We start from the raw sequence: 25,840 nt of genomic DNA, 5'->3' as shown, positions 1-25,840 counted from the left end.
TGATCGGGGGATGACCAAGACCGCCGCACAGACCGGCATCCCCCTTTCTTCCTCCGCCGGCGCAAAGAGCCTTGCACCCGGCCTCGTGCTCGCCTCGCTGGGCGCCATAGCGTTCAGCGGCAAGGCGATCATCGTCAAGCTGGCCTACCGCTACGGCGTCGACGCCATCACGCTCATCATGCTGCGCATGCTCTTCGCGTTGCCGCTGTTCGCGGTGATGGCGTGGTGGGCGGGGCGCGGCAAGCCGGCGCTCACCTTTCGCGACTGGCTCGGCGTCGTTGGCCTCGGCTTCTCCGGCTACTACCTCGCGAGCTTTCTCGACTTCGCGGGGCTGGCCTACATCTCGGCCAGCTTCGAGCGGCTGATCCTGTACCTCAACCCGACGCTGGTGCTGCTGTTCGGCTGGCTCCTGTACCGGCGGCGCGCCACGCGCCCGCAGGTGCTGGGCATGGTCGTGAGCTACGCGGGCGTGCTCTTGGTGTTCGGCCACGAGCTGTGGACCGGTGGCGGCGGCAAGGGCGGCGGGGCTGCGGCCTGGGGCGCGTTCCTCGTGTTCCTGAGCGCGGTGAGCTACGCGGGCTACCTCGTCTACAGCGGCGAGTTCGTCAAGCGCCTGGGGTCGCTCCGGCTCGTGGGCCTGGCCACCACCGTGGCGTGCGTGCTGTGCATCCTGCAGTTCGTGCTCACGCGGCCGATCAGCGTGGCGATGCAGCTGGCGCCCGAGGTCATCTGGCTCTCGGTGCTCAACGCCACGGTGTGCACGGCGGTGCCTGTCCTGATGGTCATGATGGCCATCGAGCGCATCGGCCCCGCGGTGGCCGCGCAAACCGGCATGATCGGGCCCCTGTCGACCATCCTCATGGGGGTGGTCATACTCGATGAGCCGTTCACCGCGTGGATCGCGGCCGGCACGGTGCTCGTCATTGCGGGCATCTTCGTTTTCACACGCAAGGGGCGCCAGGCCCCTGCAAGTTAGGAGCAACAAACATGGATCTGGGCATTGCGGGCAAGACCGCGCTGGTGTGCGGCGCGAGCAAGGGGCTGGGCTACGGCTGTGCCGAGGCGCTGGTGCGCGAAGGCGTCAACGTGGTGATCGTGGCGCGCGGCGCCGAGGCGCTGGAAGCGGCCGCGAAGAAGCTCACCGAAGCGGCGGGCGCATCGGGCGCGCCGTTCGTCAAGCACGTGGCCGCCGACATCACCACCGAAGCCGGCCGCGCGGCCGTGTTCGCGCTGGGCCATGACTTCGACATCGTCGTCACCAACGCCGGCGGTCCGCCGCCCGGCGACTTTCGCAACTGGGACCGCGAGGCGTGGATCAAGGCGGTCGACGCGAACATGCTCACGCCCATCGAGCTCATCAAGGCCACGGTGGACGGCATGGCCAAACGCGGGTTCGGCCGCATCGTGAACATCACCTCCAGTTCGGTGAAGTCGCCCATCGACATCCTGGGACTTTCCAACGGCGCGCGCAGCGGCCTCACCGGCTTCGTGGCCGGCGTGGCGCGCACCGCCATCGCGGCGCAGGGCGTGACCATCAACAACCTGCTGCCGGGCTCCTTCGACACCGATCGCCTCAAGGGCACCATGGCCGGCGCTGCGCAGAAGACCGGCCAGGACTTCGACACCGTGTGGGAAGCCCGCAAGAAGAACATCCCGGCCAAGCGCTTCGGCACGCCGGCCGAGTTCGGCGCCATCTGCGCCTTTCTCTGCAGCCTGCAGGCCGGCTACATGACCGGCCAGAACGTGCTCGCGGACGGCGGCGCCTACCCCGGCACCTACTGACGCGGCTCACGAGCGAAGGGAGGCGCTTCGTGAGCAACAGCAATCACCGGGCGTCTTTCGAGAAGATCACGCTCGTGTCGGTCACCGGGCTGCCCGATGCGCGCGGCGCGGCGATGGCCCTGCAGCACAGCCAGGCGCAGATGCCCGGTGCGCGCGCGCTCCTGTGCAGCCCGCAGGCGCCGCACGACCTCGCACCCGGCATCGAACACCTGCCGATCGCGCCGCTGAACTACCACGAGTACGGCTGGTTCATGATGTTCGCGCTCTGGCGCGTGGTGCACACCGAATTCGCATTGGTGGTGCAGGAAGACGGCTGGGTCGTCAATGCGGACAACTGGCGCGACGAGTTCCTCGGTTTCGACTACATCGGCGCGCCGATCCACCTCGCGAAGATCGACACGCCGCAAGGCACCTACTGGCGCAACCGCTTCGCGTGGGCCGACGAGATGGACAAGCCCGGCCACGTCGTCACGCCGATCCAGAACGGCGGCTTCAGCCTGCGCAGCCGCCGCTTCATGCGCGCGCTCATCGACCATCCGCACATCCGCGTGGAGATTCCGCCGCCCGATGCGGTCGAAAGCGATCCGCTCAGGATGCACTGGCAGCACAACGCGCTGCTCGAAGACGTGCAGCTCAGCGGCGTGCTGCGGCCCACGCTCGAAGCGGTCGGCATGCGCTTCGCGCCGCTGGAGCTCGCGCGCAGTTTCTCCATCGAGCATGCGGGGCCGCAACTGCACCACGGCTACAACGCGATGCTGCTGTTCGGGCATCACGCGAAGATGCGGCAGTTGGCGAGCTTGTCGCCGCTCACGCTGCGTTCGCTGATCCCTCTGTCCGAGCTCGATGCCTGGTACGGCGAGCGCGACATCCTGCAGATGTTCGAGCGCAACGGCTACCGCATCGAATTCGCGCCCGAGCCCGTGGCTTCGAAGGCCGCGCCGCGCAAGGTGTACGACTGCATCACCTACAACGGCGAGGCCGACATCCTCGCGGCGCGGCTGCATGAGTTGTCTGAAGTCGTCGATTGCTTCGTCGTCGTCGAAGCCGACCGCACCTTCAGTGGCGAGCCCAAAGCACTGCGCTTCGATGTCGCCGACCCGCGCATCGCGCCGTTCCTGCCGCGCATCCGCTACATCGCGGTGCACGACATGCCGGTCGTCGACGAGGCGGCGGACGCTGTTCCGGTGGTGGGCGACTGGCACTCCGACACGCCGAAGTCCGGCTTCTGGATCCGCGAGAAATTCCAGCGCAACCAGATCGTGCGAGGGCTGCACGATGCGGCGCCCGACGACCTCGTGCTGATCTCCGATGCCGACGAGATTCCGCGCGCATCGGTGGTGCAGGCGATGCGCGACGACCGGCGGCACACGCTCTTCGGGCTGTGCCTGGCCTTCTATTACTTCTATGCGAACTACCGCAACGTCGAGGGGCCGGAGGCATCGTCGGTGTGGACCGTCGCGGCGACGCGCGCGCAACTCGATGCGCTCACGCCCGACCAGTTGCGCATGCGGATTCGCACTGGCGCGCAGCCCGCGCTGATCCTCGCGGACGCCGGCTGGCATCTTTCATACCTCGCGATGGACGAGGACGCGGTGCGCGCCAAGATCCGCGGCTTCGCACACCAGGAGCACAACGCGCCGGAATTCCTGGCCGCCATCGACATCGCGGCGCTGCTGGTTTCGGGGAAAGATCTCTACGACCGCCCGGGCTATGCGTGGCGCGTCGTCGGGCGCGACGAGGCGCCGCAGTGGCTGGCCAGCCAGCCGGCGCTGGCGCATCTGTTCGCTGTTCCGTCACCCGACGCCATGCGCTACGCCAAGGAGTCGTACGTCACCGTCGAGCCGAGCCCCTTCGGTTTCTGGGAGCGGCATGCGAACCGCCGCATCCTGCAGGCCTACGCGCCATTCATCCGTGGCCGGGTGCTGGACCTCGGCTGCAACCACGGCGCAAGCACCTACTGGCTGCGCGAGAACCCGGCGGTGACCGAGGTGATCGGCGTGGACCTGAATGAACAGGCCTTGGACCTCGCGCGCGAACTCTTCGCGTCGGTGCCCATGCCCAGCATGTTCGTCGGCCACGACATGACGGCCGACGGCCCGATTCTTCCGCCGGCCGACACCGTCGTGAGCTTCCATACGCTCGAGCACATCTATGCGGACGACGTGCCCGACTTTCTTGCATCGGCATGCCAGTCGCTGGCGCCCGGCGGCCACTTCGTCATCTCCATTCCCTACGACCGGGCCTACCCGGACCCCTGCCACGTCGGCTTCTACAACGAGGCCAGCCTGGCGCGGGCGATGGAGGCTGCGGGCCTCGAAACCGTCGAGTGCTTCAAGGATGACCGGTTCGACGAAAAAGACCTGCTGACGGGGTTGTTCCGCAGGCCCTGAACGTCAGCGCCGCGACGACACCACGATCCCGCCCACGATCAGCACGAACGCCACCCCGTGGTACCAGTGCGGCGCCTCGCGCAGGAACGCGGCCGACAGCAGCGCCGCGAACAGCGGCGTCAGGTTCATGAAGATGCTCGCCGCCTGCGGCCCCGCGCGCTGCACGCCGGTGCCCCAGCAGCGGTAGGCCACCACCGCGGGGCCGATGCCGATGAAGGCCATCGCGGCGACGAGCGGCCAGCCCAGGTCGATGTGGGCCGGGGTCAACGCCCACTCGCCGGCGGCCAGCGCGCCCGACCATGCCAGGCCGAACACCAGCTGCGCCATGAGGAACGCGGCCCAGTCCTGCCGCACGGCCTTGGGCTCGTGCGTGCGCGCGAGCAGCCAGCTGTAGAAGGCCCAGGCGATGGTGCCCGCGATCATGTAGAGATCGCCCGGCACCAGCCGCAGCGCGAGCAGCTGGCGCCATTCGCCGCGGCTGAGCACCAGCAGCACGCCGAGCATCGAGAGCAGCGCGCCGCCGATCTCGCGCGCACTGGTACGGGCGCCGAAGAAGAGCATGCCCACCGCGAGCATCCACAGCGGCAGGCTGGAGCCCACCAGCGTCACGTTGATCGGCGTGGAGGTCTGCAGCGCCAGGTACTGGAAGGCGTTGTACAGGCCGATGCCCAGGAGGCCCAGCACCGCATAGCGCTTCCAGTGCGCCCAGAGCGGGCTCGCGCTGCGTAGCACCGAGGCTGCGAACGGCAGCAAAAGCAAGAACGCGATCACCCATCGCACGAAGTTCAGCGTGAGGGGCGACACCAGTTCGCGCACCAGCCGGCCGACGACGGCGTTGCCGGCCCACAGCAGCGGCGGCGTGGTGAGAAGAAGAACGGTGAGCGAGGTGAGGCGCGGCTGCGGTGTCGACATGGCCGCCGACTCTAACGGCCATCGCCCCTGGACGCCTTCGGAGGGCCAAACGTGGCACCATGCGCCTCTTCTTTTTCTGCGCGTGGAGACTGCAACGATGTTGAGCAAAGCTGTCCGTATCGACCGCCATGGCGGCCCCGAAGAACTGAAGATCGTGGAGGTGGAAGTCGGCGACCCGGGCCCCGGCGAGATCCGCATTCGCCACAAGGCCGTGGGCCTGAACTTCATCGACACCTACCAGCGCAGCGGGCTCTATCCGTTCCAGATGCCGCTGCAGCTGGGCATGGAGGCCGCGGGCGTGGTCGAGGCGGTGGGCGAGGGCGTCTCGCACCTGGCGCCGGGCGACCGCGCCGCCTACGCGAGCGGCCCGCCCGGCGCTTACTGCGAGTTGCGCGTGATGCCGGCCAAGAATGTCTGCAAGCTGCCCGACGCCATCTCCTTCGAGACCGGCGCGGCGATGATGCTCAAGGGCCTGACCACGCAGTACCTGCTGAAGAAAACGCTGCCCGCCGAAGGCCTGCAGCCCGGCGACTTCATCCTGTTCCATGCCGCGGCCGGCGGCGTCGGCCTCATCGCCTGCCAGTGGGCCAAGGCGCTGGGCCTGCAGCTGATCGGCACCGCGGGCAGCGATGCCAAGTGCAAGCTGGCGCTGGACCATGGCGCGGCGCACGCCATCAACTACAGCACCGAGAACTTCGCGGCCCGCGTGAAGGAGATCACCGGCGGCAAGGGCGTGAAGGTGGTGTACGACTCGGTGGGCAAGGACACCTACGAGGGCTCCATCGAGTGCCTGCGCCCCTTCGGCCTTCTGGCCGTCTTCGGCAACGGCTCGGGCCCGGTGCCGCCCATCAACCTGGGCACGCTGGCCTCCAAGGGCTCGCTCTACGTGACGCGCCCCACGCTGTTCACCCACATCGCCACGCGCGAGGCCACGCAGGCGATGGCCGACGACCTGTTCGCGGTGGTCGCGAGCGGCGCGGTGAAGATTCCGATCGACCAGCGCTACGCCCTGGCCGACGTGCAGCAGGCGCACCGCGACCTGGAAGCGCGCAAGACCACGGGCTGCACGATCCTCACGCTGTAAGGCGCAGGGTTTCAGGGGTGGGCAGGGCGGCCGCGCAGCCAGTCTTGTCCTACCCGCGGTGGGGTGTCATGCCTTCGACTTGTGGCGGGTGCACTTTGTAGGCTTGTGACCAAGCGCAAGACAGCCAGCAAGCAAGGCAAGGGCAGCAAGAAGTCATGACCACCATCCGCACCTTCATCGTCGAAGACAACCCCACCATCCGCGAGAGCCTCGTGGGCACGCTGCGCGAGGTGGCACGCGTCGATCCCATCGGCGAGGCCGAGACGGAGGCCGAAGGCTCGCGCTGGCTCACGCGCAACCCGGCGCTGTGGGACCTGGCGATCGTCGACCTGTTCCTGAAGGACGGCACCGGGTTCCGGGTGCTGGAGGCCTGCCGCCACCGCGACCCGGCGCAGAAGATCGTGGTGCTCAGCAACTACGCCACGCCCGAGATCCGCCGCAAATGCGCGCACCTGGGCGCCGACGCCGTGTTCGACAAGGCCACCGAGATCGACGACCTGATCGACTACTGCCAGCGCCGCCGCCACGAGCGGTTCAGCTCGCAACCTGCACACTGAAGCGGGGCATTCGGGCGCCGGCCGGCAACGACGCGGCGCTTCGCCGAAAATCATCCTCTATAGGGCGCGAGGAGCACGCGCCGGGCTCCGCAAATTGGCGACGAGATTCATGCGCGGAAATCACTCATCCATCTGCTGAATCTGCTGCCGCACGGGTCGTGTCGTGGGGCGCTCCTGTCCCGCCATGTCCCGCTCCCGCTTTCTTCCCGACAACTTCACCTTCGCGCTTCTCTCGGTCGTCACCTTGGCCAGTCTGCTGCCCGCGAGCGGCGATGTAGCGCACCTCTTCGAACGGGTGACGACGGTGGCCATCGGCCTCCTGTTCTTCCTGCATGGCGCCAAGCTGTCGCGCGAGGCGATCATGAACGGCATCACGCACTGGCGGCTGCACCTTTTGGTGTTCGGCAGCACCTTCGTGATGTTTCCGCTGCTGGGGCTGGCGCTCAAGCCGCTGCTCCTGCCGCTGATGACCCCGGAGCTCTACACCGGGGTGCTTTATCTCTGCGTGCTGCCTGCCACGGTGCAGTCGGCGATCGCGTTCACGGCGATGGCGCGGGGGAACCTGCCGGCTGCGATCTGCAGTGCTTCGGCGTCTACCTTGCTGGGGGTGTTCATCACGCCTTTGCTGGTCAATCTCGTGGTGCTGCCGAATGGCGGGCACGCGAGTTCTTCGCTGGGGTCGATCGGGCGCATCTTGCTGCAGTTGATGGTGCCGTTTCTCGTGGGGCATCTGCTGCGGCCCTGGATCGGCAAGTGGATTCAGCGGCGTGCTGCGGTGCTGAAGTTCGTGGACCAGGGGTCGATCCTGCTGGTGGTCTATACGGCGTTCAGTGCGGCTGTGATCGAGGGGCTTTGGCGGCAGGTGCCTGCGCATGCGCTCGTCGGGCTGCTCATTGCATGCGCGGTGGTGCTGGGGCTTGCGCTGGCCATGACGACGCTGCTGGCGCGCAAGCTGGGGTTCGATCGGGAGGACGAGATCACTATCGTCTTTTGTGGGTCCAAGAAGAGCTTGGCGAGTGGGATTCCTATGGCGAAGGTGCTGTTTCCTTCGCACGCTGTGGGGGCCATCGTTTTGCCTCTGATGCTGTTTCATCAGATGCAGTTGATGGTTTGTGCTGTGTTGGCTCAGCGGTATGCGCGGCGCGGGCGTGTTGAGACTTCTGTCTTGAAGACGGCTGAGTAGGGTTTGTTTTCCGAGGCCGGGTCTCGCCCCGGCGGGCGACCTACTTTTCTTTGCTTCGCCAAAGAAAGGTAGGCAAAAGAAAGGCGACCCCACTGTCTGCGACCCCTTCGCTGCGCTACGGGGCAACCTGCGGTGCTCACGTTTCGCGGGGTCTCGCCGAACTCGCTGCGCGTGTCCGCCTTGCATTGGTGGGTGTGGTCTGTTGAACGTCGGGGGGCGAGCGAAGCGTCGGCCCGAATTGTCTTGAACGCCGAGCGCAGCGATGGCGCGCCCGAAAGCCCTTCTGTATGCGCCGAGGAGCGGAGCGTTTCGCGGATCAGGGCTCGCCCTTGTTTGAGCGAAGCGAGTTTGGGCGAGACCCCGCGAAACGCGAGCACCGCAGGTTGCCCGCAGCGAAGCGAAGGGTCGCAGACAGCAGGGTCGCCTTTTCTTTGCTTACGTTCTTTTGGCGAAGCAAAAGAAAGTAAGTCGCCCGCCGGGGCGAGACCCGGCCTCGGAACAAAAAAGAAACCTACCCCTCGATCTTCCCAAGCCGCGACTCCCGCAACCGGCTAGGCGCCAAAGCCCCCGCCGATTCGAGAATCGGATAAGCAATAGAACAGATGTGCGAATTGATCCGCTTCAAATCGCTGATCAAGTCGATATGCAGCGAACTCGTCTCGATGCTCAGCGTCGTCCGGTCCGACAACCGATCCAGATGGGTCGTCGCATAGGCTCTTTCCAGATCCCGAAAGCGAGCCTTCTCCTCAAGCAGCTTCTGCGCATCCCGAACATTCCCGTTCAAAAACACGCTCATGCTCAACCGCAGGTTGGCCACCAGCCGACCATGCAGCTCGACGATCTCCGCCATCCCGGCCTGCGAAAAGTTGCGCTGCGGCTTGATCTTCTTGTCCTCGATGTCGATGATCACCCGCTCGATGATGTCGCCGATCTGCTCCATGTTGATCGTGAAGCTGATGATGTCCGTCCAGCGCCGGCTTTCCTCTTCGCCCAGCGCCTCGCGCGAGATGCGCGTCATGTAGTACTTGATGGCCGAATAGAGCTCGTCCACCGTGTCGTCCAGCTGCCGCAGCTCCTGCGAGAGCCGCGTGTCGTTGTTGCGGATCACGTCGAGCACGCCGATCAGCATCGTCTCCACGATGTCGGCCTGGTGCAGCGCCTCGCGCGCGGCGTTCGAGATCGCGAGCGAGGGCGTCGAGAGCGCCGAAGGATCGAGGTGATGCGGGCGGCTGGTGCTGGAAGCCTGCGGCGTCGGCAGCATGCGCGTCACCAGCTTGGCGACCCATTGCGTGAGGCCGATGAAGCCGACGCTGATGATGATGTTGAAGGCCAGGTGGAACAGCACCACGCCGTGCGTCTGGTTCGGCAGCTCGGGCTGCACGTAGCGGATCCACAGGCCCACGAACGGCGCGACGATCGCCACGCCCAGCGCCTTGAAGAGCAGGTTGCCCACCGTCACCTGCCGCACCGAGACGGCCGACTTCGCCGTGGTCAGCACGGCGAGCAAACCGCTGCCCAGGTTCGCGCCGAGCACCAGGCCCAGGGCCACGTCCAGCGGCACCACGTTCGACGTCGCCATGGCCGCGACCAGCAGCACCACCGCGAGACTCGAATAGGCCACGATGGCGAGCACCGCGCCGATGGTGATCTCCAGCAGCACGTCGCTGTTGATCGAGGCCAGCACCGCGCGCATCGCGGGGGCCGAGAAGAGCGGCTCGGTGGCTTCCACCACCAGTTGCAGCGCGAGCAGCATCAGCCCCAGGCCGATCAGCACCCGCCCCACGCGGCCCGCCACGGTGGCCGAGCGCGTGATGAACAGCACCACCCCCACGAAGATGAACATCGGCGAGAGCCATGAGAGGTCTGCCGAGAACAGCACCGAGATCAGCGCCGTGCCCACGTCGGCCCCCCGCATCACCGCCAGCGCCGCCGGCAGCGTGACCAGTCCCTGCCCGACGAAGGAGGAGGTCATGAGCGAGGTGGCGGTGCTCGACTGCACCAGCGCCGTCACGCCGATGCCCGAGAGGGCGGCCGTGAACCGGTTGCGCATGCTCTGCACGAGGATCTTGCGCAGGTTGGCGCCGAACACGCGCAGCACGCCGGTGCGAACCAGATGGGTGCCCCACACCAGCAGTGCGACTGCCGCGAGCAGATTCAGGAGATGCTTCATGGGTGTCGGGTTCTGTCCTTTTCGTTTTGGTTCGTTTTGACCCCCATTTTCCACAAGTGGCGATTCAGTCGATCAGCGCCCCGTTGTCGTGGAAGGGGAAAGGGCCTTCGAAGCGGCCGGAGGCCGCCAGATGGGTGACGAGGCGGCCGCTTCGCGCGGACCACGCATGCACGCGGAAACCGGGCGGCTCGAGCGTCCATGCGGAGGGCGCACCCGGTGCCAGGTCGAGGCAGACCTGGTGCGCCGGCGCTGGCGAAGTCGATGCGATGCTTCCGCCGAAGCGCACATCGATGGCGCGGTGCAGGTGGCCGCAGATCACGCGCTCCACGTTGGGGTGGCGGGCGATCAGCGCTTCGAGCGCACCGGCGCCTTCGAGCAGGCCGATCTCGTCCATGTGGCCGATCAGCGTCGTGAAGGGCGGATGGTGCATCGCGACCACCACCGGCTCGCCGCGGCAGGCGTCCAGCTGGGCTTCGAGCCAGCCCAGGCGCTTGTCGCACAGCGTGCCATGGCTCGCGCCGGGCACGCAGGTATCGAGCGTCAGCAGCCGCAACGCGCCGACGCGCGCGGAGTACTGGATGAAGCCCGCCGTGTCGTCGCCGGCGCCGAGGTACGCATGGCCGGGAAAGCTCCGGCGCAACTGGTCGCGGTCGTCATGGTTGCCGGGCATCAGGTAGACCGGCATGGCGAGCGGCGCGAGCAGGCGCGCGAGGTGCTCGTACTCGGCGGCGCGGCCGAAGTCGGTCAGGTCGCCGGTGATCACCACCGCATCGGGCTGCTGCGGCAGCGCGAGCACCGACTGCACCGCCTGCTGGAGATACGGCGCGGTGTCGATGCGGCCATAGGCGAGGCGGCCCGGCTCGCGGATATGGAGGTCGGTCAGCTGGACCAGGAAGGTGTCTTGCGTTGTGGTCGTCATGCGCTGGGCTCCTGCGACGTCATCAGGCGATCGGGGTCGACGCGCAGGCCCACCGGATCGCCCGGACCGAAAGGGTTGTCGCGTCCCACGTCGGCCACCAGCAGGGGCTGGTCGTGCACGCGCAGCTGAAGCTGCACGCGGTCGCCGAGGAAGGTGCGGCGCTCGACGATGGCGGTGCCCCAGTCGGGCTGGGGCGCGCCCACTTCGACGTCTTCGGGTCGCACCAGCAGCATCGCATGGCCCTGCCAGGCGGGCGGGCAAGGCAGGGTGCTTCCGCCGAGTCGGACAACGCCTTGCGCAATGGCCTCGGGCGCGCGCTCCAGCCGGTTGACCCGGCCGAGGAACTCCGCGACGAAGGGGTGCGCGGGTGCGCGGTACAGGTCTTCGCCGCGGCCCACCTGCACGATGCGGCCGGCGCGCATCACGGCGAGCCGGTCGGCAATGGCGAGCGCCTCCTGCTGGTCGTGCGTCACGTGGATGGCGGTGATGTGCAGGCGGCGCAGCAGCTCGGCGAGCTCGTCGCGCAGCGACTCCTTGAGCTTGGCGTCCAGCGCGGCCAGCGGCTCGTCCAGCAGCAGCACGCGCGGTCGCACGGCCACGGCGCGCGCGAGGGCCACGCGCTGGCGTTGGCCGCCGGAGAGTTCGGCGGGGCGCTTGCTTTCCAAGCCGTTCAGGCGCACGAGATCGACCAGTTCGCCCACGGCGCGCTTTTCTTCATCGGCTGACACACCGCGGATGCGCAGGCCATAGCCGATGTTGGCCGCCACCGTCATCTGCGGAAAGAGCGCGTAGCTCTGGAACACCATGCCCACGCCGCGGTGCTCGACCGGGCGCTGCGTGACGTCCTGGCCGCCGAAGACGATGCGGCTGCCCGCGTCGGGCGCCTCCAGCCCCGCGATCAGCCGCAGCAGCGTGGTCTTGCCGCAGCCCGAGGGGCCGAGCAGCGCGAGCACCTCGCCGGCCTCCACGTGCAGGTCGGTCGGCTGCAGGCCGCGCGTGCCGTCGGCGTAGGTCTTCGCGCAGTTGGCGATGTCGATGGGGATGCGTTCAAGTTCCATGGCGTTTCTGCATCAGGTTGGCAAGGTACTGCAGGCCCCACAGCACCGGGAGAATGACCGCGAAGAAGACCAGTGTGTAGGCCGATCCGACCTCGATGCGCATCGAGGCGTAGCTGTCGGCCAGCCCCACGGGCAGCGTGCGGGTGAGCGGCGTGTGCAGCATCCAGGTGAGGTTGAATTCGCCCACCGAGAGCGTGAACACCATCAGGCTGCCGGCCACGATGGCGGGGAACACCGCGGGCACCAGGATGCCCATGAAGCGCTGGCGAAAGTTCGCGCCCAGCGAGCGCGCGGCCTCCTCGAGCGCGAGCAGGTCGTCGCGCTGGAAGGCCGAGCTCACGGTGCGCACCATGAAAGGCAGCGTGAAGACGATGTGGCCCACGAGGATGAAGGCGAAGCTCTGGCGGAAGGCGGTGAGCTGGCCGTAGGCGAGGATGAGCGCGAGGGCGGTGGCAAGGCCTGGCACGGCGACGGGCAGCGTCAGCAGTTCCTCGAAGATGCGAGCGGCCCGCGAGCGGCTGCGCGCCAACGCATAGGCGCAAGGCACGCCCAGCAGCACGGTGCTCATCACGCAGGCGACGGCCAGCCCGATCGACCAGCCGACGGTGCCGCCGTAGTTCTCCCACACCTCGCCGAGCCAGCGCAGCGTGAGCCCGCTTTTCAGGCCCGCGCTGTAGTTGTTGACCAGCCCCGCCATCACCGACAGCAGCATCGGCGCGATCATGAAGAGGCTCACGAGCACGGTGATGGCCAGGAGGAAGGGCGCCTTGGGTTGCGATGTCGTGCGCATTCCGATTCCCTTTCAGCGCGCCACGGGGTTGGCCCCGAAACGCCGCGCGACGAACAGCACCAGCCAGGTCACGATGCCCAGCGCAATCGACAGCGACGCGGCGAGCGCGAAGTTGGCGTAGTTGGTGAACTCGTTGTAGATGGTGATCGGGATCACCTCGAACTTGCTGGCCAGCGTGAAGGCCGTGCCGAAGGCGCCCATCGAGGTCGCGAAGAGGATCGCGCCGCAGGCCAGTGTGGTGGGCGCGAGTTCGTGCATCCACACGTCGCGCGCCACGCGAAGCCGCGAGGCGCCGAGCGAGCGCGCGGCTTCTTCCAGCTGCACGTTCATCGCTTCGGCCGCCGCGGCGTAGGTGGCGATGGCGCGCGGCAGCGAGAAATACAGGTACGCGAGAAAGAGGCCAAGCAGGCCGTAGGCGAAGGTGATGCGCTCGCCGATGAGGCTGTCGCTCACGTCGGCCACGAGCCCTTGCCGCCCGCCCAGCAGGATCACGAAGAAGCCGATGATCACGCCCGGGAACGACAGCGGCAGCGTGAGCAGCGACAGCAGCACGCGCTTGCCGACGAAGGCGTGGCGCGCGAGGTAGATGCCCACCGCGGCGCCCAGCACCAGCGTTGCCAGCGTCACCGCCACCGACAGCACGACGGTGTTGACCATGCTCTGCAGATAGCGCGAATCGGTCAGCACCGCGAAGTAGGTGGCCCAGCCTTTCTCCGCTGGCAGTGCGAGCAGGCGCACCACCGGCAGCAGCCAGAAGGCCGTGAAGAAGGCGGCTGCGGGTGCCACGCAGGCGAGCAGCCGCCAGCGTGGGTTCCAGGCGTTGGCGGGCTTCATCTCAGAGGCGACCGAAGATCAGCGCACCTCTTTGAGGTAGCGGTCGGAGAACGCGCGCTGCGCCTCGGCCATGCGGGCGTAGTCGACGCTCTTGGCGCGCGCGTATTCGCTGGCCGGCAGGAACTGCGCCTCGATCTCCTTGGGCATCGCGTTCGCACGCACCGGGCGCAGGTAGGCCTTGGCCCAGATCGCCTGGCCTTCGTCGGACAGCGTGAAGTCGAGCACCTTCTTCGCGTCGGCCGCGTGCGGCGCCTTGGCGACCAGGCTCATCACGTAGGGCACGACCAGCGTGCCTTCGCTCGGGATGACGAAGGCGACGTTGGCCTTGTCCTTGTACTTGGCGCGGTAGGCGTTGAAGTCGTAGTCCAGCAGGATCGCGATTTCGCCCGAGAGCACGCGCGCGTAAGACGTCTGCTTCGGCACGATGGGCTCGTTCTTCTGCAGCGCCTTGAAGTAGTCGATGCCCGGCGCGAAGTTGTCCAGCGTGCCGCCGCGCGCCTGGTTGACCGCCACCGCACCCACGTAGCCGACGAAGGCCGAGGCGGGGTCGAGATAACCGATGAGCCCCTTGTATTCGGGCTTGAGCAGGTCGGCCCACGACTTCGGAATCGGCTTGCCCTTGAGCGCATCGACGTTGACCATGAAGCCGAGCGTGCCCGAGTGGATGGTGAACCAGTTGCCGGCCGGGTCCTTGAGGCCCTCTGGAATGTCTTTCCATGCGGCCGGCTTGTAGGGCTCGACCAGGCCGTCCTTGGCGGCCTGCACCGCGAAGGTCACGCCCAGGTAGGTGACGTCGGCGACGGGGCTCGATTTCTCTGCCGACATCTGCGCGAGCGACTGGCCCGAGTTCTTGTTGTCGGGCGGCACGGTGACGCCGGTCTTGGCCTTGATGGCCTTGAGCTGCGTGCCCCAGTCGGCCCATTCGGTGGGGCAGTTGTAGCAAATGGCGGTCTGGGCCATGACGCTGCCGGCGGCAACGAAGGTGGCTGCGATCAGGCCCAGGCGGGCCATGCGAGAGATGCGGAGGGACATGAAGAAGCTCCTTGAAGGGATGGAAGGTGTAGCGGGTTGATCAATCGGTGGTGGCGGCGTCGCACGCGGATGCGCACGACTCGCCATCGCGAAAGGTGTGCGGCAGCAGCAGGCTCGCATCGGCCTGCAGCGTGGTGCCGCCGGCCATCGCCTGGACCAGCAGCTCGACGCTGTGCCGGCCGATGTCGCTGTTGGGCTGGGCGATGGTGGTGAGCGCGGGCGTGAGGTCTTCGCCGAGCGCGATGCCGTCGAAGCCGATCACGCTCAAGTCGTCGGGCACCGAGAGGCCGCCCAGGTGCGCGGCGCGAATGCTGCGGATGGCGAGCAGGTCGTTCGAGCAGACGAGCGCGGTGGGGCGGTTGTCGGCCTGCAGCACATGGGCGAGCGCATCGACGGCGCTCTCGACGAAGGGCACTTCGATCAGCGGCGGTGCCTTCAGCCCCGCGTCGGCCATGCCCTTGCGGTAGCCGCGCAGGCGCTGCTGTGCGCGATCGGAGGCGGCGAGCGTGCCGCTGACCATCGCGATGCGGCGATGCCCGAGCAGCACGAGGCGCGCGACCGCATCGGCCACGGCGGCTTCGCTGTCGACGGTGACGCAGGGGTGGTCCGCGTGCCGGTTGTAGGCGAGCACATAGGGCGTGCCGGTGGTGCGCAGCCGCGCGAGCGCCTTCGAGGTGGACGGGTTGGAGACCACGAGGATCAGCCCGTCGACGTTGCCGGCGAGCAGCAGCTGCACCGCGCGCTCTTCCTCGTCGAGCCGGTAGCCCGTGGTGACCGGAAGGATCGCGTAGCCGCCCGCGATGGCGGCGCGCGCGATGCCCTGAAGGCACTCGGCGAAGGTCGGGTTCAGCAGCGTGGGCAGCACGACGCCCAGTGTGCGGCTGCGCTGGGTGCGCAGGGTGCGCGCGCTCGCGTTGGGCACGTAGTGCAGCTCGCGCGCCACGCGCTCCACCAGCTCGCGCGTGGCGGGCGTGACCTTGTCGGGGAAATTGAAGGCCCGCGACACGGTGGCCACGGAGACCTTGGCTTTGGCGGCTACGGCTTGGATGCTCATCGTGCGGTATTCATGTAATCGATTACATTGAACCGCGGCAGTATGACTTCGTCATGACATCGATTGAAGCGGGGAGAAACCCTCGGCGTGCCGCCAAAGGCGGGGCGCTTGCGGGCCGGGCCCAAAGAAAAAGGGCCCGAAGGCCCTTTGCAAAACTTGGCTTACTTGCCCCGGCGAACCCGCCGGATCTCGTCCACGATGAGGCAGATGGCCCCGAGCGTGATCGCGCTGTCCGCCGCATTGAACGCCGGGAAATACCAGTTGCCCGCGTGAAAGCTCAGGAAGTCCACGACGTAGCCGTGCATCATCCGGTCGACCACGTTGCCGATGGCGCCGCCCAGAATGCAGGCCATCGCGAACGAAAAGAGCTTCTGGCCCGCGTGCGACCTGAGCATCCAGACGATGAAGATCGCCGCTGCCACGCCGATCGCCGTGAAGAACCAGCGCTGCCAGCCCGAGTGGTCGGCCAGGAACGAAAACGCGGCGCCCGTGTTGTGCGCGCGCACGACGTTGAAGAAGCTCGTCACGTAGGTCGCGTCGCCGAGCTTGTAATAGCCCAGGATCAGCGTCTTGGTGAACTGGTCGATGATCACGATGATCACCGCCAGCCCGAGCCAGGGCCAGATGCCCAGGCTGCCGCCGCGCGAACGCGATGCAGATGCGGAGCGTGCGGTGGCCATCAGGCAAAGCTCCGCGATTCGCCGGCGCCGAACAGGTTGCTCGTGCAACGGCCGCAGATCGTCGGGTGCGCCGGGTCGTGGCCCACGTCCTCGCGGTAGTGCCAGCAGCGCTCGCATTTCTGCGCGGTGCTCGGCGCGACCGTGGTCGCGAGCGTGTCGCCCGCCGCCAGCGCGATGGCCGAGGTGATGAAGACGAACTTCAGGTCGTCGCCCAAGCTATCAAGTGCTTTCCAAAGTTCTGCGTGAGTATCTTGCGGAACGGTCAGCTGCACGTTGGCTTGCAATGACGAACCAACCATTCCGGCCGCGCGCTGAACTTCGATTTCTTTGTTCACGAATTCTCGGGCCCCTCGAATGCGTACCCACTTGTCGATGAGATTTCCGTCGAAGAAGTGGGTGAGGTCCGAATACGTCTCCGCGAAGATTGATTCGCCCGGCTTGCCGGTGCTCACGAACTTCCATGCTTCCTCGGCCGTGAAGCTCAGGAACGGCGCCATCCAGCGCAGCATCGCTTGCGAGATGTGCCAGAGCGCGGTCTGCGCGCTGCGGCGCGCGAGCGAGCCCGGTGCGCTCGTGTAGAGGCGGTCCTTCAGGATGTCGAGGTAGAAGCCGCCCAGGTCTTCCGAGCAGTAGATCTGCAGCTTGGAGACCACCGGGTGGAACTCGTACACCTTGTAGTGCGCAAGGATCTCGGCCTGGAACTGCGATGCGCGCGCGAGCGCGTAGCGGTCGATCTCGAACAACTGGTCCAGCGGCACCGCATCCTTGGCGATGTCGAAGTCGCTGGTGTTGGCCAGGAGGAAGCGCAGCGTGTTGCGGATGCGGCGGTACGAATCGACCACGCGCGCGAGGATCTTGTCGTCGCCCGCGATGTCGCCCGAGTAGTCGCTCGCGGCCACCCAGAGGCGGATGATTTCCGCGCCCAGCTTGCTGCTGATTTCCTGCGGGTCGATGCCGTTCTTGAGCGACTTGCTCATCTTGATGCCCTTGGCATCGACCGTGAAGCCGTGCGTGAGCAGGCCGCGGTACGGCGCGCGGTCTTCCAGCGCGCAGGCGATCAGGAGCGACGAATGGAACCAGCCGCGATGCTGGTCGTGGCCTTCGAGGTACAGGTCGGCTTCGGGCCCCGTTTCGTGGTGAACGTTCGGGTGCGTGCCGCGCAGCACGTGATAGAAGGTCGAGCCCGAGTCGAACCACACCTCCAGGATGTCGGTGCTCTTGGTGTAGCTGGGCGCGTCTTCGGCGCCCAGGATCTCTTCGGTCGTCACGCGGCTCCAGGCCTCGATGCCGCCCTTCTCGACGATGTCGGCGGCCCGGTCGAGGATTTCCATGGTGCGCGGATGCAGCTCGCCCGAATCCTTGTGCAGGAAAAACGGGATCGGCACGCCCCAGCTGCGCTGGCGGCTGATGCACCAGTCGGGCCGGCCGGCGATCATGTCGTGCAGGCGCGCCTTGCCGTTCTCCGGATAGAAGCTGGTCTGCTCGATCGCGTCGAGCGCGGTCTGGCGCAGCGTCTTGGGCGCCTTGTCCTTGGTGAACACGCCTTCGCCCTCGTCCATGCGGACGAACCACTGGGCGGCCGCGCGGTAGATCACCGGCGTCTTGTGGCGCCAGCAATGCGGGTAGCTGTGGGTGATGGTCTCGGTGGTCATCAGCCGGTTGGCGTCGCGCAGCGCGGCGATGATCACCGGCACGGCCTTCCAGATGTTCTGGCCGCCGAAGAGCGGAAAGTCGGGCGCGTAGCTGCCGTTGCCCTGCACCGGATTCAGGATGTCGTCGTAGGCGACGCCATGCGCGATGCAGGAGTTGAAGTCGTCCACGCCGTAGGCGGGCGAGGAGTGCACGAGGCCGGTGCCGTCGGTGGCGGTGGCGTAGTCGGCCAGGTACACGGGCGACAGGCGCTTGTAGCCGGCGTCCACGTCGTACAGCGGATGCTCGAATTCAAGCCCGCCGAGCGCCTCGCCCTTCACCGTGGCCAGCACCTTGCCGTCGAGCGCATAGCGCGTCATGCACATCTCGACCAGCGAGTTGGCCAGGATCAGGAGGCCGCGCTCGGTGTCCACCAGCGAGTACTCGATCTCGGGGTTGAGGTTGATCGCCTGGTTGGCGGGGATGGTCCACGCGGTGGTGGTCCAGATCACCGCGAAGATGTCGCCCAGGATCGTGTGGTCGGTGCCGAAGGCCTTGAGCACCTTCTCGTGATCGTGCGCCTTGAAGGCCACGTCGATGGTCTGGCTCTTCTTGTCGGCGTATTCGATCTCGAATTCGGCGAGCGACGAGCCGCAGTCGAAGCACCAGTACACGGGCTTCAGGCCCCGGTACACGAAACCGCGCTCGATCACGCGCTTGAACGCGCGCAGCTCGCCGGCTTCGTTGGCGAAGTCCATCGTCTTGTAGGGATGGTCCCATTCGCCCAGCACGCCCAGGCGCTGGAAGTCGAGCAACTGCTGGGCGATCTGCTCGGTGGCGTAGGCGCGGCTCTTGGCCTGCATCTCGTCACGGCTCAGGTTGCGGCCGAACTGCTTTTCGATGGCGTTCTCGATCGGCAAGCCGTGGCAGTCCCAGCCGGGCACATACAGCGCGTCGAAGCCTTCGAGCTGGCGCGCCTTGGTGATCATGTCCTTCAGGATCTTGTTCACCGCATGGCCCATGTGGATCTGGCCGTTGGCGTACGGCGGGCCGTCGTGCAGGATGAACTTGGGGGCGCCGTGGCGCGCGTCGCGCAGGCGGTGGTAGCGGCCTTCGTCGTTCCATTCCTTCACCCAGCCCGGTTCGCGCTTGGGCAGGTCGCCGCGCATCGGGAAGGGGGTGTCGGGCAGGTTCAGCGTGGAGCGGTAGTCGGTGGGGGAAGCAGCGTCAGACATGTTGGGAGTGCGAAACAGAGGGGCTTCGACAGGCTCAGCCCGAACTGCATTGAGCGGTCGGTGCGGAAGATATAGCCGTTCGCCCTGAGCTTGTCGAAGGGCGGCAGCACGGGGCGTGCAGGGCTAAATTCGGTCGCGCGTGGTCTGGCGGTGGACTTCCGCGTGGTGTTGGGCGTGGGTCGATGCAAAGAACGCGCGTGCGTCGCGCCCATCCTTGGCGATGCCCGCAGTGAGGGCCTCGAGGCTGGTGTAGCGCAATTCGTCGTGCAGTTTGTGCAGGAGTTCCACGCGGACGATTTTACCGTAGGCCCCTTCGGACCCCAGATGCGAGGGCCACTCCAGGCAGTGCGTCTCCAGCAGCACCCGGCCGGCATTGACGTCGTTGGCGTCCAGCGAGGGGCGCACGCCCAGGTTGGCCACGCCCGGCAAGGGCTTGTCGGCCAGGCCATGCACCAGCACCGCGAAGATGCCGCTGGCGGCCGGCTTCCAGTGCTTGAAGCGCAGGTTGAGGGTGCGAAAGCCGTCGTCCTTGCCCGGCGCCGAGGCGCCCAGCGCGCGGCCGAGCTTGCGGCCGTGGACCACGTGGCCCGAAATCGCGTAGGGCCGGCCGAGCAGCGTTTGCGCATCGGCCATGCGGCCTTCTGCCAGCGCCTCGCGCACCGCCGAACTCGAGACGCGCAGGCCGTGCACCTCGTAGCTGTTCATGCGCGCCACGTCGAAGCCGCGCGCGTCGCCGGCCGCGTCCAGCATGGCGTAGTCGCCGGCCCGCTTGGCGCCGAAGCGGAAGTCGTCGCCCACCAGCACGTAGCGCGCGCCCAGGCCGTCGACCAGCACGTTCTGGATGAATTCCTCGGGCGATTGGGAGGCCAGCCGGCCGTCGAACGGCAGCACGATGGTCTGCGCCACGCCGCAGGCCGCGAGCTCGCTCAGCTTGTCGCGCAGGGTGCCGATGCGGGCCGGCGCGAGGTCGGGTTTCTTGGTGAGCGCGGCGAAATAGTCGCGCGGGTGCGGCTCGAAGGTCAGCACGCAGCTGGGCAGCCCGCGCTGGCGGGCCTCGGTCTGCAGCAGCGCAAGCATGGCCTGGTGGCCACGGTGCACACCGTCGAAATTTCCAATGGTGAGGGCGCAGGCCGGAGCCACGCCCGGGTGCCGGAAGCCGCGAAAAACCTGCATCGGTGAGTATCTTTTTGATAGCGCCTTGCGCCCGTCGAATGGGCGAATCAGGCCGTTTTGTCACAAAGCCGGTATATTGTGACGCAGTGCGTCGCCTGGCGTGGGTCTCCGATGCGCTCCGTGTCCCTGGTCTTTCCGTGTTCTCTCACTTTCTTGAGGAGGCGTGTGTGAAGGTCTTGAAGCTGTCGGCCCAAGGGCTGCCCCAGTCATGGATATCGCTCGAACAGGCGGTGATCCACTACGCGGCGGACGAAGTTCGCTGGGAAGTGGGCGCGCAGGTGGCGGTGTTTCGCGGGGGCCACAACGCCGTCACGGGCGAGCAGTCGCAGATCGCGATCAACAGCATCATCGGCACCAAGGGCGTGCCGCGCATCAATCCCTTCACCCAGCGTCCGGGCCTGACCAACAGCAAGCTGTTCTCGCGGGACCGCAATGTCTGCGCCTACTGCGGCGGCCATTTCCACGAAGACGAGCTCACGCGCGAGCACATCATTCCCTTCGCCCAGAAGGGCATCGACACCTGGATGAACGTGGTCACGGCCTGCAAGCCGTGCAACCACCGCAAGAGCAGCCGCACGCCCGAGCAGGCGAACATGCCGCTGCTGTACGCGCCCTACGTGCCCAGCCTCTGGGAAGACTTCATTCTGCGAAACCGCCGCATCCTGGCGGACCAGATGGAATTCCTGATGGCGCACCTGCCGCAAAGCTCGCGGCTGCACGACACCTAGCCTTTCAGCGTTTCCAGTCCGGCGGGCGCTTTTCGATGAACGCCTGCACGCCTTCGAGCGCGCTCGCGTCCATCATGTTGCAGGCCATGGTCTGGCTGGCGTCGGCCAGCGCCGCTTCGATGCCGGTCTCCAGCTGGCGGTAGAACAGGGCCTTGCCCAGCGCCAGCGCCTTGCGGGGCTTGGCGACGATGCTGGCGACCAGCGCTTCGACGGCCGCATCGAGTTCAGCCGGTGTCGCCACCCGGTTGACCAGCCCCTTCTCCCGCGCTTCCTGCGCGCTGATGAATTCACCGGTCACCAGCATCTCGAACGCTTCCTTGCGGCCGAGGTTGCGCGACAGCGTGACGCTCGGCGTGGCACAGAACAGCCCCACGTTGACGCCGCTGACGGCAAAGCGCGCATCGCTCGACGCCACGGCCAGGTCGCACACCGCGACCAGCTGGCAGCCGGCCGCGGTGGCGATGCCGTGCACCCGCGCGATCACCGGCACGGGCAGCCGCTGGATCGACAGCATCATCGCGCCGCAACGCTCGAAGAGCTGCTGGTAGTAGCCGAGCGACGGCTCGGCGCGCATTTCCTTCAGGTCATGTCCCGCGCAGAAGGCCTTGCCTTCGGCTGCGATGACGACTGCGCGCATGGTCTCGTCGGCTGCGACGTCGCCCAACGCCTTTTCCAGCGCGCCGAGCATGCCTTCGGAGAGGGCGTTGAAGGACGCCGGACGGTTCAGCGTCAGCGTGACCACGCCGCGCGCATCGCGCGCCGCGAGCACGAAAGGGGAGGCCGTGTCGTTCATCTCGGTGATCCTCAATAGGTCAGTTCGAGCACGGTCACATGCTCCTTCACCGCGGGCCATGTCAGGCCGGTGAGGCGTTCGCCGTTGAACTCGCCGGTGACCGCGCGCTGCTGTTCGCTCGCCGCGATGCGCAACCTTGAGCTCGACACGCCCGAGCCCTTGGGCGGCACGCCGGCCGGCAGGCTTTGCCCGTCGAAGCGCATCGTGTCGCGCTCCGCGTCGAAATACCCGCGCGGCCGCGTGAAGACCACGACCACGTTGGCGCTGCCATCGGCCGGCGTGAGGCGCTCGGGCCGCAGGTTCACGACGCCGCTGCTGCGCGGGAAGGGGCTGCGGTAGATGTGCGTGGTGCCGTAGCCGGCCGCGCTCAGCACGAACTCGTAGGCCGTACCACTGCCGGCACTGAACGGGCCCCAGCGGCCGTCGGCGCCAATGTTCTTGCTGTGCACCGCGTCGCCCTGACGCACGCCCGTGGCCGGATCGACGGCGTAGATGCGCAGCTGCCCGCCGTTCAGCGAGAGGTTTTCCGCGCCGATCGCGCGGCCGTTGAGCACGACGTTCGGCTCGGCCACGACCGCTGTGGTGCGCGGCGCCTCGCCGGTCAGGAACTGCCACGTGGCCGCGAATGCGGCGGGCGAGAACGAGGTCTCGCGGTGATCTGCGCGCGGCAGCACGACATTCGTCGCGCCCTTGAGCGCCGGCCCGTCGAAACCGATGTTCGTCGGCTTGCCGGGCACGCCGATCCAGACGCCGTCGGGCTGCGCGTACTTGTCGTTGTTGTCCGAGCGCAGCGTGAGCCACTTCACGCCGGGCGTGACCTCGTCGCCGTTCGCGCCCTTGGGCGCATTGAGCTGCTGCATGAAGCCCGAGAGGCCCGAGAACTCGTTGTTCTCGCGGAAGCCCTTCACCGCCCAGATGCCGTGCGCCGGGTTGCCGCCCAGCACCACATGGCTCACCACGGCCGCGCCGCCGCCGTTCTGCACGTAGTTGCGGATCGTGTTGCCGCCGCGCGAGTTGCCGATCAGCACCACCTTGCTCGCGCCCGTGGCCTTGAGCACCTTGTCGACCTCGGCCTTCAGGAAGACGGCCGAATCGGTGGTCGAGCTGCGACCGGTTTGAGCAACCGCGTCATCGTCGCGGGCGACCGGGTTCGGCTGGTCGACCGCAAAGAGCCGGTCGCGCGGCCAGCCGTTCGACTCGAAGCGCCAGATGGTGGTCTGCCACAACGCCGCCGAATCGCCGTTGCCGTGCATGAAGACGATCGGCGGGCGCTCGGTGTACGAAGGCGTTGGCGCCGTGGCGCAGGCGGTCAGCATGGCGGTCGATGCGAGCCCCAGGGCGAGGGGCAGTGCGAGGATGGTGCGGCGGGAGTGCATGTTTCGTTCCTGGCGGAGTCCAAGTGAAAACGCCCGCCGGCGCAAGGCGGGCGGGCGTTGGATGCTATGGGAAAACGGCTCTCAGGCAAAAACGCCGGCCGTGTCCTGCATCCGGGCGGAGACTTCGCTCAAGTGATGCAGCGTGTCGCCGAAGGTCATCTCCAGCTGCGTGAGCTTGCGGAAATAGTGGCTGCCGATGTACTCGTCCGTCACCCCGATGCCGCCGTGCAGCTGCACCGAGTTCGCGGCCACGTAGCGCATCGACGTGCCCAGCTGGTACTTGGCGCGCGCCAGCGCCTGGCGCCGTTCCTCGGCTGGGGCGTTGAGCTTGAGCGTCGCGTAGTAGCTCATCGAGCGCGCGAGTTCCAGCTGCATCTTCATGTCGGCGACGCGATGGCGCAGCGCCTGGAAGGTGGAGATGGTCACGCCGAACTGCTTGCGCTGGTTCATGTATTCGACGGTGAGGGCGACGGTCTTGTCCATCACGCCGACCGCTTCGGCGCAGGTGGCGGCAATGCCGACATCGACCGCGTATTCCAGCGCGGCCAGGCCATCGGCCGTGACCAGCGTGGCGTCGGCCTTGTCGAACACCACCTCGGCCGCGCGGCCGCCGTCCTGCGTGCCGTAGCCGCGGGCCTCGACGCCGCTGGCGCTGCGCTCGACCAGGAAGAGGGCGATCTTGCCGTCCACCTTGGCCGGAACGAGGTACGCATCGGCTTCGTCGCCCACGGGCACCACGCTCTTGGCGCCGGTCAGCGACCAGCCGTCGCCGGCCTTGGCGGCATGGGCGTCGCACACGTCCAGGCGGTAGCGGGCCTTGCGCTCCTGGTAGGCCAGCACCACGATGGCCTGGCCGCCGGCGATGCGCGGCAGCCAGTTGTCCTTGGTGCTGGCGTCGGCGTAGCCGCCGAGCACGGCGCCGGCGATCAGCGTCTGCGCGAAGGGCTCCAGCACGATGCCGCGGCCCAGTTCTTCCATCACGACCATGCCGGCCACCGGGCCCATGCCCAGGCCACCGTCGTCTTCGGCGATGTAGAGGCCGCCCAGGCCCAGCTCGGCCAGTTCGTCCCACGCCTCGCGCGAGAAGCCGCCCTTGGCCTCGATGCCGCGGCGGCGCTCGAAGTCATAGCCCTTGTCGACCCATTTGCGGACGGCGTCGCGCAGCTGTTCCTGGTCGTCGGTGAAATTGAAATCCATATTTATCTCCGTTCGTCCTGAGCTTGGTCGAAGGGCTCAGCCCAGGACCGTCTGCGCGACGATGTTGCGTTGCACTTCATTGCTGCCACCGTAGATCGTGGTCTTGCGCATGTTGAAGAAGGTCGACGACAGCGGCGCGATCGCCGGGTTGCCGCCGGGGAAGTTGCCTTGCCAGCCGGCTTCCATCGCTTCGCGGATGAGCGGCAGCGCGTACGGGCCACCGGCCAGCATCATCAGTTCGCTGTAGCGCTGCTGGATCTCGCTGCCGCGGATCTTCAGGAGGCCCGCGACATCCAGCGAGTTCTTGCCCGAGGTGGCGGCCGACAGCACGCGCAGCACCATCATCTCGAGCGCGACGATGTCCACTTCGAGCTTGGCGATCTCGTCGCGGAAGCGCTGGTCTTCATAGACGCCTTCGCTCTTGGCGATGCGCTTGAGGCGTTCGAGTTCGCGCTTGGCGCGGTTCACGTCGGCGATGTTGGTGCGCTCGTGCGAGAGCAGGTGCTTGGCGTAGGTCCAGCCCTTGTTCTCCTCGCCGATCAGGTTCTCGGCGGGCACCTCGACGTTGTCGAAGAACACTTCGTTGACTTCATGGCCGCCGTCCAGCAGCTTGATCGGGCGCACGGTGACGCCGGGCGACTTCATGTCGAGCAGGAGGAAGCTGATGCCGGTCTGCGGCTTGCCTTCGTTGCTGGTGCGCACGAGGTTGAACATCCAGTCGCCGTACTGGCCGAGCGTGGTCCAGGTCTTCTGGCCGTTGACGATGTATTTATCGCCCTTGCCGTCCGTGACGCGTTGGGCCTTGGTCTTCACGGAAGCCAGGTCGGAGCCCGAGCCCGGTTCGCTGTAGCCCTGGCTCCACCAGACTTCGCCGCTCGCGATGCCGGGGAGGAAGCGCTTTTGCTGCTCGGCGTTGCCGAAGGCCATGATCACCGGGGCGACCATCACGGGGCCGAACGGAATGATGCGGGGCGCGCCGGCGAGGGCGGTTTCTTCCTCGAAGAGGTGGCGCTGGATGGCGGTCCAGCCGGGGCCGCCGAATTCGGTGGGCCATCCGTAGCCCAGCCAGCCCTTCTTGCCGAGGATCTTGGCCCAGTTCTGCAGATCGTCGCGCGTGAGTTCGAGCGCGTTGTGCACCTTGTGCGAAATCTCTTTGGGGAGGTTTTCCTTGACCCATGCGCGAATCTCTTCGCGGAACTTCTGTTCTTCGGGCGTGAAGCTCAAATCCATGCGTGCCTCGCTGTGTTGATCGGTCACCGCAGAC

22 protein-coding genes are annotated in these 25,840 nt (G+C 67.1%); 7 read left to right on the top strand and 15 right to left on the bottom strand.

Going from position 1 to position 25,840, the window contains the following annotated elements; all coding sequences use genetic code 11:
• Window positions 1–10 precede the first annotated feature (10 nt).
• Genes JC881_RS11590 through JC881_RS11580 form a run of 3 tightly spaced genes read left to right on the top strand, consistent with a single transcriptional unit; the run spans window position 11 to window position 4,172 of the window.
• A complete protein-coding gene (locus JC881_RS11590; RefSeq protein WP_198785854.1) occupies window positions 11–976 on the top strand; it encodes a DMT family transporter in 966 nt (321 codons plus the stop codon).
• An 11-nt stretch (window positions 977–987) separates the two neighbouring features.
• The gene (locus JC881_RS11585; protein ID WP_198785853.1) at window positions 988–1,782 is read left to right on the top strand and encodes an SDR family oxidoreductase; all 795 of its coding nucleotides are present in this window, start codon (window positions 988–990) and stop codon (window positions 1,780–1,782) included.
• A 29-nt stretch (window positions 1,783–1,811) separates the two neighbouring features.
• Window positions 1,812–4,172: a DUF5672 family protein gene (locus tag JC881_RS11580; RefSeq protein WP_198785852.1), complete on the top strand. Its 2,361-nt coding sequence runs from the start codon at window positions 1,812–1,814 to the stop codon at window positions 4,170–4,172.
• Window positions 4,173–4,175: 3 nt separating this feature from the next.
• On the opposite strand, the gene JC881_RS11575 is transcribed toward JC881_RS11580, so the two are convergent.
• Window positions 4,176–5,084 carry a DMT family transporter gene (locus tag JC881_RS11575; RefSeq protein WP_198785851.1) on the bottom strand — a complete coding sequence of 303 codons (909 nt, stop codon included), beginning with the start codon at window positions 5,082–5,084 and terminating at the stop codon, window positions 4,176–4,178.
• Window positions 5,085–5,181: 97 nt separating this feature from the next.
• Between JC881_RS11575 and JC881_RS11570 the strand changes: the two genes are divergently transcribed.
• From JC881_RS11570 to JC881_RS11560, 3 genes are all read left to right on the top strand, one after another.
• A complete protein-coding gene (locus JC881_RS11570) occupies window positions 5,182–6,168 on the top strand; it encodes a quinone oxidoreductase family protein (protein WP_198785850.1) in 987 nt (328 codons plus the stop codon).
• Between the two features lie 155 nt (window positions 6,169–6,323).
• Complete coding sequence (locus JC881_RS11565) at window positions 6,324–6,725, top strand: response regulator (protein ID WP_198785849.1); 402 nt, start codon at window positions 6,324–6,326, stop codon at window positions 6,723–6,725.
• Window positions 6,726–6,909: 184 nt separating this feature from the next.
• Complete coding sequence (locus JC881_RS11560) at window positions 6,910–7,908, top strand: bile acid:sodium symporter family protein (protein WP_198785848.1); 999 nt, start codon at window positions 6,910–6,912, stop codon at window positions 7,906–7,908.
• A 511-nt stretch (window positions 7,909–8,419) separates the two neighbouring features.
• Here the strand turns inward: JC881_RS11560 and JC881_RS11555 are convergent.
• The 10 genes from JC881_RS11555 to JC881_RS11510 all read right to left on the bottom strand — a co-directional run bounded on the left by JC881_RS11555 (window position 8,420) and on the right by JC881_RS11510 (window position 20,482).
• Window positions 8,420–10,078, bottom strand: coding sequence for a Na/Pi cotransporter family protein (locus tag JC881_RS11555; RefSeq protein ID WP_198785847.1), 1,659 nt, complete (start codon window positions 10,076–10,078; stop codon window positions 8,420–8,422).
• Between the two features lie 64 nt (window positions 10,079–10,142).
• Complete coding sequence (locus JC881_RS11550) at window positions 10,143–10,997, bottom strand: phosphodiesterase (protein ID WP_198785846.1); 855 nt, start codon at window positions 10,995–10,997, stop codon at window positions 10,143–10,145.
• The gene (locus JC881_RS11545; RefSeq protein ID WP_198785845.1) at window positions 10,994–12,055 is read right to left on the bottom strand and encodes an ABC transporter ATP-binding protein; all 1,062 of its coding nucleotides are present in this window, start codon (window positions 12,053–12,055) and stop codon (window positions 10,994–10,996) included. Before JC881_RS11545 ends, JC881_RS11550 begins: the two co-directional genes overlap by 4 nt.
• On the bottom strand, window positions 12,045–12,845 hold the full coding sequence (locus JC881_RS11540) for an ABC transporter permease (protein WP_198785844.1): 801 nt from the start codon (window positions 12,843–12,845) through the stop codon (window positions 12,045–12,047). Before JC881_RS11540 ends, JC881_RS11545 begins: the two co-directional genes overlap by 11 nt.
• Window positions 12,846–12,857: 12 nt before the next feature.
• On the bottom strand, window positions 12,858–13,679 hold the full coding sequence (locus tag JC881_RS11535) for an ABC transporter permease (RefSeq protein WP_198785843.1): 822 nt from the start codon (window positions 13,677–13,679) through the stop codon (window positions 12,858–12,860).
• 18 nt (window positions 13,680–13,697) lie between these two features.
• Entirely contained in the window at window positions 13,698–14,711 is a 1,014-nt protein-coding gene (locus JC881_RS11530) for an ABC transporter substrate-binding protein (RefSeq protein WP_198785842.1), read from the bottom strand.
• Between the two features lie 40 nt (window positions 14,712–14,751).
• On the bottom strand, window positions 14,752–15,765 hold the full coding sequence (locus JC881_RS11525; RefSeq protein ID WP_198785841.1) for a LacI family DNA-binding transcriptional regulator: 1,014 nt from the start codon (window positions 15,763–15,765) through the stop codon (window positions 14,752–14,754).
• Window positions 15,766–15,926: 161 nt separating this feature from the next.
• Window positions 15,927–16,445, bottom strand: coding sequence for a signal peptidase II (gene lspA, locus JC881_RS11520; RefSeq protein ID WP_198785840.1), 519 nt, complete (start codon window positions 16,443–16,445; stop codon window positions 15,927–15,929).
• Window positions 16,445–19,309: an isoleucine--tRNA ligase gene (ileS, locus tag JC881_RS11515; RefSeq protein WP_198785839.1), complete on the bottom strand. Its 2,865-nt coding sequence runs from the start codon at window positions 19,307–19,309 to the stop codon at window positions 16,445–16,447. The genes lspA and ileS overlap by 1 nt, the downstream gene beginning before the upstream one ends.
• Before the next feature lie 123 nt (window positions 19,310–19,432).
• Entirely contained in the window at window positions 19,433–20,482 is a 1,050-nt protein-coding gene (locus tag JC881_RS11510) for a bifunctional riboflavin kinase/FAD synthetase (protein WP_198785838.1), read from the bottom strand.
• A 167-nt stretch (window positions 20,483–20,649) separates the two neighbouring features.
• Between JC881_RS11510 and JC881_RS11505 the strand changes: the two genes are divergently transcribed.
• Window positions 20,650–21,210 carry an HNH endonuclease gene (locus tag JC881_RS11505; protein ID WP_013539832.1) on the top strand — a complete coding sequence of 187 codons (561 nt, stop codon included), beginning with the start codon at window positions 20,650–20,652 and terminating at the stop codon, window positions 21,208–21,210.
• A gap of 4 nt (window positions 21,211–21,214) precedes the next feature.
• On the opposite strand, the gene JC881_RS11500 is transcribed toward JC881_RS11505, so the two are convergent.
• From JC881_RS11500 to JC881_RS11485, 4 genes are all read right to left on the bottom strand, one after another.
• Window positions 21,215–22,003, bottom strand: a complete 789-nt coding sequence (locus JC881_RS11500) for an enoyl-CoA hydratase (RefSeq protein WP_198785837.1) — start codon at window positions 22,001–22,003, stop codon at window positions 21,215–21,217.
• An 11-nt stretch (window positions 22,004–22,014) separates the two neighbouring features.
• Window positions 22,015–23,379 (bottom strand): alpha/beta fold hydrolase, encoded by a 1,365-nt coding sequence (locus JC881_RS11495; RefSeq protein WP_198785836.1) that lies wholly within the window; start codon window positions 23,377–23,379, stop codon window positions 22,015–22,017.
• 81 nt (window positions 23,380–23,460) lie between these two features.
• On the bottom strand, window positions 23,461–24,576 hold the full coding sequence (locus tag JC881_RS11490) for an acyl-CoA dehydrogenase family protein (protein WP_198785835.1): 1,116 nt from the start codon (window positions 24,574–24,576) through the stop codon (window positions 23,461–23,463).
• A 36-nt stretch (window positions 24,577–24,612) separates the two neighbouring features.
• Window positions 24,613–25,806, bottom strand: coding sequence for an acyl-CoA dehydrogenase family protein (locus tag JC881_RS11485; protein ID WP_198785834.1), 1,194 nt, complete (start codon window positions 25,804–25,806; stop codon window positions 24,613–24,615).
• Window positions 25,807–25,840: the final 34 nt, after the last annotated feature.

Origin of the sequence: Variovorax sp. IB41 (assembly GCF_016405905.1) — a bacterium.
GTDB lineage: Bacteria > Pseudomonadota > Gammaproteobacteria > Burkholderiales > Burkholderiaceae_C > Variovorax.
The sequence above is the reverse complement of the archived record's forward strand: the minus strand, read 5'-3'. Positions and strand labels throughout refer to the sequence as shown.